The organism is Polaribacter sp. MED152 (genome assembly GCF_000152945.2).
Taxonomy (GTDB): Bacteria; Bacteroidota; Bacteroidia; order Flavobacteriales; family Flavobacteriaceae; genus Polaribacter.
In genome coordinates this window covers 308,176-324,643 of record NC_020830.1, presented here as the reverse complement: position 1 = coordinate 324,643, position 16,468 = coordinate 308,176, and the positions used below count along the sequence as shown (strand labels likewise).

General features: G+C 29.2%; 12 protein-coding genes. 10 read left to right on the top strand and 2 right to left on the bottom strand.

Features of this window, described 5'->3' with window-relative positions; genetic code table 11:
• Nucleotides 1-94 precede the first annotated feature (94 nt).
• Entirely contained in the window at nt 95-1,186 is a 1,092-nt protein-coding gene (gene ychF, locus MED152_RS01520) for a redox-regulated ATPase YchF (RefSeq protein WP_015480081.1), read from the bottom strand.
• A gap of 156 nt (nt 1,187-1,342) precedes the next feature.
• Here ychF and MED152_RS01515 point away from each other — a divergent pair, with 156 nt between their 5' ends.
• Complete coding sequence (locus MED152_RS01515; RefSeq protein ID WP_015480080.1) at nt 1,343-2,845, top strand: carboxypeptidase-like regulatory domain-containing protein; 1,503 nt, start codon at nt 1,343-1,345, stop codon at nt 2,843-2,845.
• Between the two features lie 53 nt (nt 2,846-2,898).
• Here the strand turns inward: MED152_RS01515 and MED152_RS01510 are convergent, their stop codons facing one another.
• Entirely contained in the window at nt 2,899-3,249 is a 351-nt protein-coding gene (locus MED152_RS01510; RefSeq protein ID WP_015480079.1) for a 4Fe-4S dicluster domain-containing protein, read from the bottom strand.
• Between the two features lie 69 nt (nt 3,250-3,318).
• Here MED152_RS01510 and MED152_RS01505 point away from each other — a divergent pair, with 69 nt between their 5' ends.
• From MED152_RS01505 to MED152_RS13330, 9 genes are all read left to right on the top strand, one after another.
• On the top strand, nt 3,319-4,380 hold the full coding sequence (locus MED152_RS01505; protein ID WP_015480078.1) for an acyl-CoA reductase: 1,062 nt from the start codon (nt 3,319-3,321) through the stop codon (nt 4,378-4,380).
• Nucleotides 4,381-4,383: 3 nt separating this feature from the next.
• The gene (gene serC, locus MED152_RS01500) at nt 4,384-5,448 is read left to right on the top strand and encodes a 3-phosphoserine/phosphohydroxythreonine transaminase (protein WP_015480077.1); all 1,065 of its coding nucleotides are present in this window, start codon (nt 4,384-4,386) and stop codon (nt 5,446-5,448) included.
• 57 nt (nt 5,449-5,505) lie between these two features.
• Nucleotides 5,506-6,456: a D-2-hydroxyacid dehydrogenase gene (locus tag MED152_RS01495; protein WP_015480076.1), complete on the top strand. Its 951-nt coding sequence runs from the start codon at nt 5,506-5,508 to the stop codon at nt 6,454-6,456.
• A 28-nt stretch (nt 6,457-6,484) separates the two neighbouring features.
• Nucleotides 6,485-7,720 (top strand): DUF1015 domain-containing protein, encoded by a 1,236-nt coding sequence (locus MED152_RS01490; protein ID WP_015480075.1) that lies wholly within the window; start codon nt 6,485-6,487, stop codon nt 7,718-7,720.
• A 2-nt stretch (nt 7,721-7,722) separates the two neighbouring features.
• Entirely contained in the window at nt 7,723-8,391 is a 669-nt protein-coding gene (locus MED152_RS01485; protein WP_015480074.1) for a YggS family pyridoxal phosphate-dependent enzyme, read from the top strand.
• 27 nt (nt 8,392-8,418) lie between these two features.
• A complete protein-coding gene (locus MED152_RS01480; RefSeq protein WP_015480073.1) occupies nt 8,419-9,498 on the top strand; it encodes an exonuclease domain-containing protein in 1,080 nt (359 codons plus the stop codon).
• Nucleotide 9,499: 1 nt separating this feature from the next.
• On the top strand, nt 9,500-11,449 hold the full coding sequence (locus MED152_RS01475; RefSeq protein ID WP_041383282.1) for a DUF3857 domain-containing protein: 1,950 nt from the start codon (nt 9,500-9,502) through the stop codon (nt 11,447-11,449).
• Nucleotides 11,450-11,566: 117 nt separating this feature from the next.
• Nucleotides 11,567-13,036, top strand: a complete 1,470-nt coding sequence (locus MED152_RS01470; protein WP_015480071.1) for a C1 family peptidase — start codon at nt 11,567-11,569, stop codon at nt 13,034-13,036.
• Between the two features lie 7 nt (nt 13,037-13,043).
• Nucleotides 13,044-16,433 (top strand): caspase family protein, encoded by a 3,390-nt coding sequence (locus MED152_RS13330; RefSeq protein WP_015480070.1) that lies wholly within the window; start codon nt 13,044-13,046, stop codon nt 16,431-16,433.
• Nucleotides 16,434-16,468 lie beyond the last annotated feature (35 nt).

The following is a 16,468-nucleotide window of genomic DNA, read 5'->3' as shown; positions in this document are numbered from 1 at the left end:
CTTCAAAACTAAACAATTAAAGAATGTTGTCTTTTACTTATTATGTGAATGGTATAATTTAATAGTTAAATGGTTTTTTTAGATAGTTAAGCAATTATACATTAAATCTAAAATGCATAACATCTCCGTCTTTAACTATATAATCCTTACCTTCTACTCTCATTTTACCAGCTTCTTTTACTTTGGCTTCAGAACCATAAGCAACGTAATCTTCATAAGCAATAGTTTCTGCTCTAATGAATCCTTTTTCGAAATCTGTATGAATAACTCCTGCAGCTTGAGGAGCAGTTGAACCAATAGGAATTGTCCAGGCCCTAACTTCTTTTACACCTGCAGTAAAGTAAGTTTGTAAGTTTAATAATTTGTAGGCAGAACGTATTAAACGTGATACTCCTGCTTCTTCTAAACCAATATCAGCTAAAAACATTTGACGTTCTTCATAGTCGTCTAATTCAGTAATATCTGCTTCAGTACCAACAGCCAGCACAATAACTTCTGCATCTTCTTCTTTCACAGCTTCTCTTACTTTATCTACATATTCATTACCAGAAACTGCTGAGTTTTCGTCAACATTACAAACATATAAAACAGGCTTAGCTGTAATAAATTGTAAAGATTGTACAAACTCTATTTCTTTTTCGTTAAAATCTAAAGCTCTTACAGATTTACCTTGTAATAAAGTGTCTTCTATTTTCTGCAAAACAACCAATTCAGCCTGTGCTTCTTTGTTACCTGTTTTTGCAGTTCTTTTTACACGCTCTAAACGTTTTTGAACCGTTTCTAAATCTTTTAATTGTAGTTCAATATCAATAGTTTCTTTATCTCTAACAGGATCTATTGAGTTATCAACGTGAATAATATTGTCATTATCAAAACAACGCAAAACATGTAAAATAGCATCTGTTTCTCTAATATTTGCTAAGAATTGATTTCCTAAACCTTCACCCTTACTTGCACCTTTTACTAAACCTGCAATATCTACAATTTCTACAGTAGCTGGCACCACCTTTTCTGGGTTTACCAATTCTTCTAACTTCTCAATTCTAGTATCTGGCACATTTACCACTCCTAAGTTTGGTTCTATAGTACAAAAAGGAAAGTTTGCACTTTGCGCTTTTGCATTAGATAAACAGTTAAATAATGTCGATTTTCCTACGTTTGGTAATCCTACAATTCCAGCTTTCATAAATAAAATTTACAGTTTAAAGAACGGTATTTAACTTAAATTAAGTTAAGTATTCTTAAATTTTAAGAATGCAAATATAATACTTTGTTAAACTTAAACTTACTTTTATTTGCAAAACTAAAATTGATTTATTTTTCTCAAAAATTCAACTAAACCATGAGAAAAACATTACAAACCATTTTATTGATTTTTATTGCCAATTGGAGTATTCATGCCCAGTTTATTACTGGAAAAGTTCTTAGCAAAAACTCTAGCAAACCCATTAACAATGTTGCTATAATTACAAACTTAAAAAACGGCACTACCACAAATGAATTAGGCGTTTTTAAATTAGACATTTCTAATGTAAATACAATTACTTTTACAAACCTTAATTACAAAACAGTTGTTATAAGCAAACAAAAATTTACTTCAAAAAATTATACGATTTACTTAGAAGAAAAAGTAAATGAACTCTCTGAAATTCAATTAAATCTTAAAAAAATCACTGTAGACTCTATAGTAACCAAAACACTAAGGAGCATGAAGAAGAATTATATTTCTGGACCAACTATAAGTGATTTTTATGTTAGAGAAAATAGTATCATCAATTTTAAAAAATTAGAATTAGACTTAGATAAAAGTGCTTTATTAAATAGAAAAAACAAGAAAATAGCAGAGAAAGAATTGGCAGCATATGCCAATAATCTTCAAAATAGCGACCCTGTTTTTTCAAATGAATTTTATGGGAAATTTAAAACCAAAAAAGTGTATTCAGATAAGATAAAGAAATTTTACAATGTTGATAAAATCGATACTGTTCAAGGGTTTAAATCGATGAAAAACAACAAACAAATTACTATTAAACAAGCACAAAAGGATTTACAGCATATCATCCTTAAAAATTTGAATAAACATAAAACCTATAAAATAAGTTCTGGATTATTTAAAATTGAAGATTCCCTATCTATAAATGAAGTAGTTCAAGATGCAGATTCTCTTCACTTAATTAATACTTTTAATGCTTTTACTGCTACTAATGCATTCACAAGCGCAAAATATAAAGGCAGATTCTTCTATTTCAAAAAACAGCAAAATTTTCTCAATAACAGATATTATAAACATTCTTTAACTAGCAATGCATTTTTAGGCTCAGAAATGATGTATGTTTTAAATTTTTCACCTAGAAAATCGAAAGCAAAATACAAAGGTCAAATGTTTATTAATCCTATAGATTTTACCATCTCTAAAATAGAATATCAATTTGCAGAAGGCAAAAAAGGGCAGAACATAAACTTAAAATGGCTCTTAGGCATAAAAGTCTCTGAAGATGTAAATAAGATTACGCTGTATTATGAAAAAAATAAAGAAAATAAAGTGTTCAATTCTTATTATAACGAAACTAAGATTGCCTATGCTTATGTTCATAGACCTATAAAATTTAAAGAAAATTCGAGTAAAAAAAGCAAGGTAAAGTTCGATATAAAAATAGAACTTGATACTCAAGAAATAAGAGAAGTTTACTTGACAAATGTTAGTGAAATACCAAAAACGGCTGTTGAAAAAGTTGCAAAGGGCCAATCTAACATAAAATACAATTACCTCTCTAAAGCAGATTACGACAAGACTAGTTGGAAAAATCGACAGTTAATTACTGAATATCTTAAAAAATATAACTAAAAAAAAGCCTCTAAATTAATAGAGGCTTTTCTTATTATCTTATTCTAAAGTTTTTATGAATTATGCATAAATGCCTGTTTTTCAAGCAAAACTTCTTCTGTTTCAACATTATCTTCATCAGGCACACAACAATCTACAGGACAAACTGCAGCACACTGTGGTTCTTCATGAAATCCTTTACACTCAGTACATTTATCTGCAACTATATAATAAATTTCATCAGAAACAGGTTCTTGGTCTTCATCTGCGTTTGCCGATTTTCCATTTGGTAATACAATATTTCCACTTAAGTCTGTACCATCTGCATATTTCCAATCATCTGCACCTTCATAAATTGCAGTATTAGGACATTCAGGCTCACAAGCCCCACAATTTATACACTCATCTGTTATTATAATTGCCATAATTTTCTTTTCTGTTTTTGTACCTTTGCTCTTGCAAAAATAAAGCCAAAATAATAGACAACCAAATAAATGACTAGTATTCAAAACAGAATTACTGCATTCGCAAAATTAGGTGACTTTTTAAGTCAGTTTTCTCCAAATAAAATTGAGAAAAAACAAAATATTGAGCATAATGATTTATTTTTTGATGGCTTCCAGCATCAAATTAAATTAGCTCAAGAAAACAATTCTTGGTTTACAAAAGACAATATTTTATTTGCGCTACAAAGTTGGGCAGAAGCACTAACTACAGAAAACTTAAAGGATTTTACTAAAGATGTAAATCCCGAGCAAAAATCAGAAAAACAAGTTGCTATAATAATGGCTGGTAATATACCCTTAGTTGGTTTTCACGACTTTTTATCGGTATTAATTTCTGGGTATAAAGTTGTTATAAAGCAATCTTCTAACGATAAGCATTTACTACCTTTTTTAGCTAAATACTTAGAGTATGTTCATGAAGATTTTAAGAATAAAATCACTTTTCCAGAAGAAAAATTAACCAACTTTGATGCAGTTATTGCAACAGGTAGTAACAACACAGCTAGATATTTTGAGTATTACTTTAAAAATAAACCAAGTATTATAAGAAAAAGTAGAAACTCTGTTGCAGTAATAACAGGCAATGAAACCGATGATGATTATGATGGTTTAGCGAATGATGTTTTTCAGTATTTTGGTCTAGGCTGTAGATCTGTATCTAAATTATATGTTCCAAAAGATTATAATTTTGATGCCTTTTTTAATGGTATGTACTCTAGAAAAGACATTATAAATAATGCTAAATACGCCAATAATTACGATTACAATAAGGCTGTTTATTTAATGAGCGAATTTGATTTATTAGAAAATGGTTTTTTAATGATAAAGGAAGATGAAAGCTACTCCTCTCCTATTGCTACAATTTTTTACGAGTATTATGATAATGAGATCGATTTAAAAATCAAGTTACATGAAGACAAAGAAAAAATTCAATGTATTGTTGCTAAAGATTTTATAGAAAATGAAGTTGCTTTTGGGCAAACACAACATCCAAAATTAACAGATTATGCAGATGGTGTAAACACATTAGAATTCTTATCTAAATTATAGAGTATGAAAAAACACAATTTTAGTGCTGGTCCTTGTATTTTGCCTGAAGAAGTTTTACAAAAAGCATCTGAAGCCATTCTAAATTTTAATGATGATAATTTATCATTAATAGAAATATCTCACAGAAGTAAACCATTTGTAAACGTAATTGAAAAGGCAAAAAGTTTAGCTTTAGAACTATTAGGATTAGAAAACAAAGGTTACAAAGCATTGTTTTTACATGGAGGTGCAAGTATGGAGTTCTTAATGGTAGCTTACAACTTACTCAACAAAAAAGCGGCTTATTTAAACACGGGTACATGGTCTACTAAAGCTATAAAAGAAGCTAAGGAATTTGGTAAAATTGTAGAAGTAGCATCATCTAAAGATAAAGGTTTTAGCTACATACCTAAAGAATATTCAATACCTAAAGATGCAGATTATTTTCATTGTACAAGTAACAATACAGTAGCTGGTACTCAAATGAAAAGTTTCCCAGAAACCGATGTTCCTTTGGTTTGTGACATGAGTTCAGATATCTTTTCGCGTCAACTAGATTTTGAAAAATTTGATTTAATTTATGCTGGTGCTCAAAAAAATATGGGCCCTGCAGGAACTACTTTAGTTATAATTAAAGAGGAAATACTTGGCAAGGTAAATAGGCACATCCCTTCTATGCTAAATTATCAAGTACATTTAGAAAAAGAAAGCATGTTTAATACGCCAGCCGTTTTTCCTGTGTATGTTTCTATGCTTACTTTACAGTGGTTAAAAGATTTAGGTGGAATTCCGTTTATAGAAAAGGTAAATGAGAAAAAAGCAGAACTTTTGTATGCAGAGATAGACAGAAATCCTTTATTTAAAGGTATTGTAGCTAAAGAAGACAGAAGTATTATGAATGCAACATTTGTGCTAACTGATGAATCTTTATCAGAAAAATTCGATAAAATGTGGCAAGATGCAAATATAAATGGTTTACATGGCCATAGATCTGTAGGTGGCTACAGAGCAAGCATGTACAATGCATTACCTTTATATAGTGTGCAAGCTTTGGTAGATGTAATGCAAGAACTAGAACGTAATAATTAACTATACTTAGAAAATCTTTAACGATAGATTTTCGGAAATTGAATTTGTAGAGAGATAATGATCATATTAGCAAACGACGGAATTACATTAAAAGGAATTGAAGCCTTAGAAAAAGCAGGTTTTGAAGTAAATATTACTAAAGTTGCTCAAAATCAGCTAGAAAATTTTATAAACGATAATAATATAGATGCAGTTTTAGTAAACAAAAACACGCAAATTAGACAAGAATTAATAGAAGCTTGTCCTTCTTTAAAATTGATTGGAAATTCAAGTGTTAATATGGATAATATTGATGTTGATTTTGCAATCGATAATGGTTTACACGTTATTAATCCTAAGAACGCTTCTGCAAGTTCAGTGGCAGAATTGGTATTTGCACATTTGTTTGGTATGGCTCGTTTTTTACATTCGTCTAATAGAGAAATGCCTTTAGAAGGTGATATGCGATTTAACGACCTAAATAAAGCCTATGCTTCAGGTACAGAATTAAGAGGAAAAACCATTGGTATTTTAGGCTTTGATAAAGTTGGCCAAGAAGTAGCAAAAATTGCTATTGGTTTAGGTATGCATGTAATGGCTTATGATGATTTTGTTGAAGAAGCAACTATCACTTTAGATTTTTATAATAATCAAAAAGTAGATTTTACTATTCATACAACTGCTATAGATGATGTTTTAAAAGAATCAGACTTTATTTCTTTGCATTTAACAAACCATGAAGATTATATTATCACATCAACAGAATTTGAAAAAATGAAAGATGGTGTTGGCTTTATTAACACAGCCAAAGGCGGAATTTTAAATGAGGTTGATTTAGTAAGTGCCATAGAAAGTGGAAAAGTACAATATGCTGGTTTAGATGTTTTTGAAACTGAGCCTACACCTGCTGTTCAACTTTTAATGAATCCAGAAATTTCACTTTCTCCCAATATTGGTTCATCAACAAAAGAGGCACAAGAAAGAGTTGGTTTAGAATTGGCGAATCAAATTATAAAATTACTAAACTAAACATCTTCTTATAAACTAAAAGATATTAATGGCAATTGTAAAACCGTTTAAAGCTGTAAGGCCAAGTAGAGACAAAGCTGCTTTGGTTTCTTCAAAATCTTATGAAGCTTATACTCCTGCAGAATTAGGTGCTAAACTAAACTTTAATCCTTTTAGTTTTTTGCATATTTTAAATCCAGATTACAAATACCATCAAGAAGTTTCAAGTGAACAAAGATTTCAATTAGTACAAAAAAAATATAACGAATTTAAAAGTAGTAAATACTTCTCGAAAGATGATAATCCTGCTTTTTATATTTATCAAAATAATACTCCAGCCAACTCTTATTGTGGTATTATTTCTGCAACTTCAGCAGAAGATTATCATAATAATGTAATTAAAAAACACGAAGATACTCTTCAAAAAAGGGAAGTTCTTTTTGAGAAATATTTAAAAAAAACGGGGTTTAATGCAGAACCTGTTTTACTTACCTATCCTGAAAATAAGGTAATAGAAGATATCATCAAAAAGCATAAAAAAGAAAGACCTGAATACGAGTTTGCTACTACAGACAAGAATACACACTTTCTTTGGGTAATAGATGATAAAGAAGAAATTCGTCAAATTACAGAAGCTTTTAAAAGCATCTCTACTTTATACATTGCAGATGGTCATCATAGAACCACTTCTTCTTGTTTATTAGCGAAAAAGTTAGCAGCAGAAAACAAAAACCATACAGGTGATGAAGCTTATAATTATTTTATGAGTTATTTATTACCCGATAATCAGCTAGCTATTTATGAATTTAATAGATTCATTAGAGATTTAAATGGATTGTCATCCAAAGAATTTTTAGATGAATTAGCTAAAGTTTTCAAGATTCAAAAAAAGCATCAAGAAATTTTTAAACCATCAGAAAAAAATCAATTTAGTATGTATTTAGATGGTGAATTTTATGCGCTGAATTTAAAAAAATCAGCTTATAAAATTACAGATGCTTTGAGTAGTTTAGATGCTCAAATTTTATTCAGTACTGTGTTAAATCCAATTTTAGGCATAAAAGATATTAGAAACGATTCTAAAATTGTGTATTCGCAAAACAAAACTGGTAGCCTAGAATTGAAAACAAAAGTAGACACAGGAGAATTTAAAGTATCTTTTGGCATGTTACCTGCAACAATTCATGAGCTCAAAAACATAGTAGATGCTGGTTTATTAATGCCACCCAAAACTACCTTTATTGAACCGAAACTTAGAAGTGCTTTAACCATTTACGAATTATAAAAATGATTGAAAAAAACCTACAAAAAATAAAAGCTACTTTACCAGAAAATGTAACCTTAGTTGCTGTTTCAAAAACAAAACCTGTAGCAGATTTGCAAGAAGCATATGATGCAGGACAGCGAGTATTTGGAGAGAATAAAATTCAGGAAATGGTAGACAAATATGATGTTTTACCAAAAGATATTCAATGGCACATGATTGGGCATTTACAGAGCAATAAGGTAAAGTACATGGCTCATTTTGTAGATTTGATACATGGTGTAGATAAATTAAAAACACTTAAAGTTATAGATAAAGAAGCAAAAAAACACAATCGAACAATCAATTGCTTATTACAAGCAAAAATAGCAGAAGAAGATTCTAAATTTGGTTTATCTTTTTCAGAAATTGAAACCATCTTAAATTCTGATGAGTTTGCTGGTTTAGAAAATATTAATGTAGCTGGTTTTATGGGCATGGCTACTTTTACTTCGGATGAAAATCAATTAAATAATGAGTTTTCATCACTTAAAACCTTTTTTGATAAACAGAAAGAACACTTAAATTTACCTAACTGTAATTTACAAATTCTTTCTATGGGAATGAGTGGAGATTATGCTCTAGCCATTAAAAATGGTAGCACTATGATTAGAGTTGGAAATGCAATATTTGGCAGTAGGAATTATAATTAGTAATTTCGACAAAAGAAAAAGAGAATTTTGTACGCAATTTTAGATATTGAAACTACTGGAGGTAAATTTAATGAAGAAGGCATTACAGAAATTGCGATTTACAAATATGATGGTCAAGAAATAGTTGATCAATTTATTTCTCTTATAAATCCAGAAAAACCAATTCAAGAATTTGTTGTTAGACTTACAGGTATTAATAACAAAATGCTTAAAAATGCACCCAAGTTCTACGAGGTTGCAAAGAGAATTGTAGAAATTACCAAGAACTGTATTATTGTTGCACACAACTCAGCATTTGATTATAGAATTCTAAGAACTGAATTTGATAGACTAGGTTTTGATTTTGAAAGAAATACTTTGTGTACTGTAGAATTGAGTCAGGCTCTAATTTTAGATCAACCTTCTTATAGCTTAGGAAAACTTACCAAATCTTTAGGAATCCCAATTTCTGATAGACACAGAGCTACAGGAGATGCTTTAGCTACCGTAAAATTATTTAAACTTTTACTTGAGAAAGACCATAAAAAGACAATTATTCAGAATGCCATAAAGTATTTTGATAAACGACTAGAAAAGCAAAAATTAAAGAACTTAATAGAAGAAATTCCTGCTGTCTTAGGGGTATATTATATTCATGATGCTAATGGTAAAGTAATTTATATTGGTAAAGGAAAAAATATAAAAGCAGAAATAAATAACCTTTTTATAAAAACGTCAAGACGTTCTGTAAGAGTACAAGAAAGAGCTACATCTGTTTCTTTTGACAAAACAGGAAACGAACTTTTTACGCGCTTAAAATACTACTTAGAATTAGAAGCGTTAACTCCAAAATTTAACTTTAAGAAGAAGTTTAAACATGTTTTTGACGACTTTAACAATGATGATTTTTTACTTATTGATAAAGGCAGAGAAGTTGAAGAACATGCAGTAATTCTTATAGAAAACAATCAAGTTGATAGTTATGGTTACACAAACTTGGCTTATCAAGAAAATAATTTAGACATATTAAAATCTGTCTTAACACCTATAGAGGAAAAACAAATTGCAAAAACCATAATAAAAAATTACCTAAACAGAAATAAAGTAAAAAAGATAATACGATTATAAAATGAAAAAGTTACCCCTAATCCTCCTACTAATTACCTTCCAATTTTTACAAGCACAAAAAGAAAAATCTACTCAAATGGGTTTAGCTACTTTAGACGAAGTTAAGCTAACCAAATATGATAAAGACCCAACTGCAAAAGCTGTAGTTCTTTATGAGCATGCTAATGTTTATTTAGATAAAGAAAATGACTATAAAACAAGAACAGATTTCTATTTCAGAATTAAAATTTTAGATAAAACTGCTTTTGATTTAGCTGAAGTTAATATAGACTTGTATAAAGAAAACAGCGTTATAGATATTAAGGCAACAACCTACAACTTAAGTGATATTGGAGCAAAAACCACTACATCATTAGCTAGTCAGGATATTTACACAACTAATCCATCAGCAAATTATACTCGAAAAAAATTCACTTTACCTAACATTAAAGAAGGAAGCGTAATTGAATATTCATACAGTATTTTAAATCCTTATTTAGGAATTAAGGATTGGTATTTTCAATCAGATATTCCAAAAATAAAAAGTGAATTTGATGCAGCTATATTAGGTAACTACAATTATAATATTAGAATTACGGGTACTCAAAAATTAAACAAGAATAACGCATCGCTTAAAAAAGGGTGTATTTATATAGAGGGTATAGGTGATGGTGAATGTTCAGTCTATTCTTTTGGAATGTATGATATTCCCGCTTTTAAAGAAGAAAATTATATGTTAAGTAAAGAGAATTATATCTCTAAATTATCTTTCGATTTAAAAACATATACAAGTCCTAGAGGCGTTGTCACTAAGTACACCACTAGTTGGAAGAATGCTGATAAAAAACTTAAAACCATTTTTTTTAACAATCAAACCTCTAAAAAGAAATATTTTAGAAAAAGATTACCTGAATCCATTTTAAACAACCAAGATAAATACTCAAAAGCAAAAAGCATATTTAATTTTATAAAAAATCATTACACTTGGAACAAGAGATATTGGAACAGTAATGATGAAAGTGTAAAAGATGCATTTGATGATAAGGTAGGTAGTGCAGGTGAAATCAACATTTCTTTATACAATAGCTTAAATGCAGCTGATATTGATTGTAATTTAACAATATTATCAACTAGAAATAATGGATTACCAACTAAATTATATCCTATAATTTTTGATTTTAATTATGTAGTTGTTCAAGTTACAATAGATGGCAAAATCTTTTATTTAGATGCTACAGATAAGTTTTTACCTTTTGGCCAATTGCCAGAAAGATGCCTAGTACCAGATGCAAGGGTTATTAATTTTAAATCATCTAGCAACTGGGTAAATTTAAAATCTAGAATTAAAACAGCAAAGAATAGTAATGCCAAACTAACCTTAAATGAAGATGGAGAAATTTCTGGTTCCTTATTGGTAAGAAGTCAAGGTTATGAAGCTATCAACAAAAGAAAAAGTATTTCTAACTCTGATGAAGATAGTTATTTGGAGAGTTTTGAAAACAGTAATTTAAATATAGAAGTAGACGATTATAATGTAAAGTTTGAAAATGAACTAGAAAAACCTCTTATTGAAAATTACGATGTTAGCTTAGATATAGCTGAAGAACTTCAAAACAAAATTAGGATTAATCCATTTTTTTATGATAAATTAGAAACTAATCCTTTTCAACTAAAGGAAAGAAATTACGAAGTTGATTTTGGTTATACTAGAAAGGTGAATTTTTATATCAAATTAACAATTCCTGAGAATTACAAGGTTATTTCTTTACCAGAAAATGTCGCAATTGCTTTACCCAATAAGGATGCTAGTTTCATTCTAAATGCTAGTCAAAAAGAAAATACAATTACTATTTATACAAGATTAAGTATCAATAAAGAAGTTTTTAGACCTAACGAGTATAACAGTTTAAAACAGTTGTTTAATGCAATAATTCAAGGTCAAAAATCTTACATTGTTTTAGAGGCAAAGTAATTTATGATATAAAGCAAGTATTAGCTTAGAAACACTTTAAAAAAAATACGTCAATTGACGTATTTTTTTATTTGCTTTAATTAAATAACTTTGTTAAGCAACCATAAAACTTTACAGATGAAACAATTACTTCTTATTTCGTTTCTATTTTTCACCGCAATCAATTCTTTTTCTCAATTTGCTACTGGCCTAGAACCAGCATCAGATGAAGATTATTCCAGCATTGCAACAACAGTTCCACTAATTACTAGAAGTTTTAAAGCTATGCCCACTTCTTATAGTTTAAAAACCTACTGCCCTACTCCAAAAAGTCAAGGTTCACAGTCATCCTGTGTTGGTTGGGCAAGTGCACATGGAGCCAGAACCATCTCTTATGCTATAAAAAATGGTTGGGAGAATAATAAAACTAAAATAGATGCAAACACGTTTTCTCCAGCATTTATTTACAATTCCATAAAAAACCCAAGAAAAAGAGACAATAGTTTAGATGTAAATTGTGAAACAGGCTCAAGCCTTACTAGTGCTGCCTTGGTTCTTAAGAAATTTGGAGTGGTTAAAAATTCAGACTTTCCATATAATGTAAATAACTGCTCTACTAAACCTACAAATTATCTGGTGAGTAAAGCAAGTGCTCATAAAATTAGTCATTTCGAAAAATTAAATGATAGAGGTTACAACGCAAATCTTGTAAATAATGTTAAAAAAGCAATTTCTAAAAACCATCCTGTTTTATTTGGTTTGTTTGGCTATGGAAAAATAATATTTGAGCCAGGCACTTATGTTTACAAGAAAAATCCTGGAAATAAAGGGCATGCCTTAGTTGTAGTTGGTTATGATGATAATAAATATGGAGGTGCTTTCGAAATTATGAATTCTTGGGGTTCTTGGTGGGGCAACAAGGGTTTCTTTTGGATTAAATATGAAGATTATAAAGCTCAAGCAAGAGAGAACTATGTTATAATAGATCAATTTAATACTCCAAACCCAACAATAGATAAGGATAAAAATATTGTTGCATCAAATAAATTAGGAGGTGAATTACAGCTTAGATTAGGCTCTGGTAAGAATATGCCAGTAACTTTAACTGAAGGTGCATCTAGAAATTTCAACATTGTTAAAGCCTCTAAAACTACGTATAGAGTAAAGGAATCATATACTTCTGGCACACAATTTCGTATTTATCTAAACAGTAAACAAAGAGGTTATGTCTATTTATTAGGTTATGGTTCTGCAGATAAATCCGTAAATAAATTATATCCATTTGGTAGTTATAGCGATTTCTTTAATTATACTAATAGCGAAATTGCGCTACCTAATGAAGATTACTTTATAGAGTTTGATAATAAACCTGGTAGAGATATTTTATGTGTTTTATACAGTAAAGAAAAATTAAACATAAATAGTATAGTAACTAAAGTAAAATACGGTTCTGAAGATTTTGTATCAAGAGTTAAAAAAGTGTTATCAGGCAAGATGTACAAAGGGTCAGATATCAAGTTTAATCAAGACAAAATTGCTTTTAATGCCAGCTCAAAAAATGCAACTTCAAAAATTATTCCTATTTTTATTGAAGTCAATCACCAATAAAATCGCCATGAAAACTTTAAAATCCATATTTGTATTCTTCTATTTTATAAGCCTTTCCATCTTTTCTCAAACCAATTATGTTTATGAAGAAAATTTTGATGGTGGTACTTCTTGGCCAGAAGAAAACACCTCTAATACAGAACTAAGTATTTACAATGGTAAATATTATTTTGAACATAAAAGAACAGAAAAAAGCTGGCAAATAATAACTGCTGCTTTTGATTTAGATAGTTCTAAAGATTTTGACATAGAAACTAAAATTCAAAAAATTTCAGGTTCAGAAAACTCAGGTATCGCCTTTAAATACGATTATAAAGACGCAAACAATTACAAAGAGTTGGGTATTGCTACTAATGGTTATTTCAGAGTAGCACAATCAATAAATGGCTCTTACTCTACTTTAAAAGGTTGGACCAAATCTAGCATTGTTAACACTGGCAATTACAGTACAAATATTCTTAGAATAACTAAAAAGGGAAATACTGTAACCTTTTATATAAATAATAAATACGCTTTCTCTACAACTCATAAAGTATTTGTAGGTAAAAAAATGGCAATTGCTTTATATAAAAATCAAAAAATTTCTATAGACTACATTAGGGCTAAAAGCGCAGCTGCTAAAAAAAACACAGTTACTAAAAAAGGGAAGACTATTTTATTTGAAGGCTATAACAATAATAATAACAATTGGGCTATTGTAGATGATGCTGATAGAACTTTTGAAATTAAAGAAGGTGATTATCATTTAAGCCATAAAAGAGATTTTGGTGGTTGGTCTTCAAGTATAGAAAAAGAAATTGATACCAAAAGAGATTTTAAAATTTCAGCTCAAATCAAAAAAATAAGTGGAGTTACCAACAATGGTTTCGGAATTGTATTTGGTAGATTAAATAACGATAATCAAAATCAGTTTTTTATATCTGCAGACGGTTCTTACAATATTAAAAAAGTTAAAAACGGCGAGACAACCTATGTAAAAAACTGGACAGAAAGTAGTTACATTAAAAACGAAATAGGTCAATACAACTATTTAGAGGTAAGACAAGAAAGTAATAACTTAAAATACTACATCAATTCTAATTTAGTTTATACAGAATATAGCCCTGAATATTTTGGTAAAAGAGTTGGCTTTATTGTTTATGACAGACAGAAAATAAAAGTTGGTTATTTAAGCATCGCGTATTTAAAAGATGATGGTAATAGCAATTATAAAAAAGATGGCAATTTTACAGAAGTACTTGCAGAGAACTTTAATGACAACTCAAATGAATGGTCTACAACCAACTCAGAGAATGTAGAATTAACTGTTTCAAATGGCAAATATTATTTAAATCATAAGCGAGATGAAAAAGGATGGTTAACCAATTTAAATAAGTCTTTTGATACTGAAAAAGACTTTGAAATTGAAACTAAATTAGAACATTTATCAGGTGATAATAATTCGCCTTTTGGTATAACTTGGGGTAAGAAAGGCACAAACTATTTTAATTTTCTAATTACAAATACTGGTTATTACAAGATAACTAGAACCGTTAATAATAAAAATGAAGATATTATTAAGTGGGTAAAATCTTCTAGTGTTAAAAAGGGTATAAACGTTTTAAAACTTAAAAAAGAAGGCGATTATTACAAGTTTTACATCAATAATAATTTCTTGACTAAAATAGATTTTGAGCCTTTTTATGGCACTTACTTGGGGTTTGCTATTTACTATAAGCAAAAGGTAGCTGTAGACTATTTAACTATAAGTACCAAGTCTAATAACTCAAAAAACACCACTAAGAAAGCAAAAATGCTTGAGGTACCTCTTGTAGATAATTTTAATAACAACAATAATAATTGGAATTTAGATGATGCCACAGATTATGCTGTAGCTCTAAAAAATGGTCAATTACTTTTATCTAGAAAAACAAAAGGCGGAATTTTTATAAGTAGAGACTTAAATTTAAACACCAGTAAAGATTTTATTATAGAAACAGCCATTAACGAAAAAAATACTTCTGATGGTTGGTATGGACTTACATTTGGTAGAAAAAATTCAGCAAATGAATTTTCGTTTCTACTATCAGGAAATGGAAGTTACAAATACAGAAAATTTGATAATGATGAGTATAAAGAAATTATTCCTTTAACAAATTCATCTGCAATTGTACAAGGAGAAAATAAAGCTAACAAAATTAAAATAGTTAAATCAGGAGCTTTGTTACGTTTCTATATTAATGATCAATATGTAAATGAAGCACCTTTTGAACCCTTTTTTGGTAACAAATTCGGTTATACTATTTATTATGATAGAAAAATTGCTGTAGATTATTTAAAGGCAGATTATCAATCTTTAAGCTACAATAACCCACCAGTAGTTACTATTTCTGAACCTAATGTAGATTTAAAAAGAGGTTTTAAAGTAGTACAAGCTAAAAGAATTTTAGTTAAAGGTAAAGCCACAGATGCAGATGGTATTTATGAAATAAGCGTAAATGGTATTGAGGCTAACGTACAAGAAAATGGTTCTTTTGTTGCAAATGTTCCTTTAAAATATGGTAAGAACGATCTAATTGTAAAAGCAACAGACTTAAAGCAAGCATCATCAACAAAAACATTTGTAATTAAAAGATCTTCACCAAACATAGATCAAGATGTAATTACAGATAATTCTACTAAAAAAGATTTAGATATTGGTTTTGGGAAATATTATGCATTAATAATTGGGGTTAGTGATTATACAGACACCACCATTCAAAGTTTAAAAGGTGAACCTACTAAAGACGCACAAGCACTGGCAGATGTGCTAACCAATAACTATAGTTTTGCTAAAGAAAATGTAACAGTACTTAAAAACCCTACTGAAAACCAAATCAATAGAGAGTTTATAAAACTAAGCAGAAAAGTTGGCAACAATGATAATTTAGTTATTTTTTATGCAGGTCATGGAAATTATGATAAAACTACAGAAAAGGGTTATTGGATGCCTTCTAATGCTAATATGGAGTTCGAAGAGAACATCATCTTAAACACAAGTATAGTTACCTATATTAAAGCTATACCTTCTAAACATACGCTACTTATTTCTGATGCCTGTTTTAGTGGTAGCATTTTAACCACAAATAGGTCTTACAAAACTGCCTCTAAAGCTGTTCAGAAAAAATATGAGTTACCAAGTAGAAAAGCAATTACAAGCGGAACTTTAACCACAGTACCTAATGAAAGTGTGTTTATGAAATATCTTTTAAAGAGATTAAATCAGAACACACAAAAGTACTTGTCTGCAGGTCAATTATTTAACATGATAGAAGATCCTGTAATTAATAATACTACTGGAGATAACCAACCACAATACGCACCTATTAGCAGAACTGGAGATGAAGGAGGAGATTTTATTTTTATAAAAAAAATATAATTTAATTAGATATTTTTATTCTATTTTAGCTACCG

What these genes read in the sequence shown, in the direction of transcription:
- MED152_RS01505 (WP_015480078.1), top strand. Translation starts at nt 3,319, where the DNA reads ATGACTAGTATTCAAAACAGAATTACTGCATTCGCAAAATTAGGTGAC.
- MED152_RS01470 (WP_015480071.1), top strand. Translation starts at nt 11,567, where the DNA reads ATGAAACAATTACTTCTTATTTCGTTTCTATTTTTCACCGCAATCAAT.
- MED152_RS01490 (WP_015480075.1), top strand. Translation starts at nt 6,485, where the DNA reads ATGGCAATTGTAAAACCGTTTAAAGCTGTAAGGCCAAGTAGAGACAAA.
- MED152_RS13330 (WP_015480070.1), top strand. Translation starts at nt 13,044, where the DNA reads ATGAAAACTTTAAAATCCATATTTGTATTCTTCTATTTTATAAGCCTT.
- ychF (WP_015480081.1), bottom strand. Translation starts at nt 1,186, where the DNA reads ATGAAAGCTGGAATTGTAGGATTACCAAACGTAGGAAAATCGACATTA.
- MED152_RS01510 (WP_015480079.1), bottom strand. Translation starts at nt 3,249, where the DNA reads ATGGCAATTATAATAACAGATGAGTGTATAAATTGTGGGGCTTGTGAG.
- MED152_RS01485 (WP_015480074.1), top strand. Translation starts at nt 7,723, where the DNA reads ATGATTGAAAAAAACCTACAAAAAATAAAAGCTACTTTACCAGAAAAT.
- MED152_RS01475 (WP_041383282.1), top strand. Translation starts at nt 9,500, where the DNA reads ATGAAAAAGTTACCCCTAATCCTCCTACTAATTACCTTCCAATTTTTA.
- MED152_RS01495 (WP_015480076.1), top strand. Translation starts at nt 5,506, where the DNA reads ATGATCATATTAGCAAACGACGGAATTACATTAAAAGGAATTGAAGCC.
- MED152_RS01515 (WP_015480080.1), top strand. Translation starts at nt 1,343, where the DNA reads ATGAGAAAAACATTACAAACCATTTTATTGATTTTTATTGCCAATTGG.
- serC (WP_015480077.1), top strand. Translation starts at nt 4,384, where the DNA reads ATGAAAAAACACAATTTTAGTGCTGGTCCTTGTATTTTGCCTGAAGAA.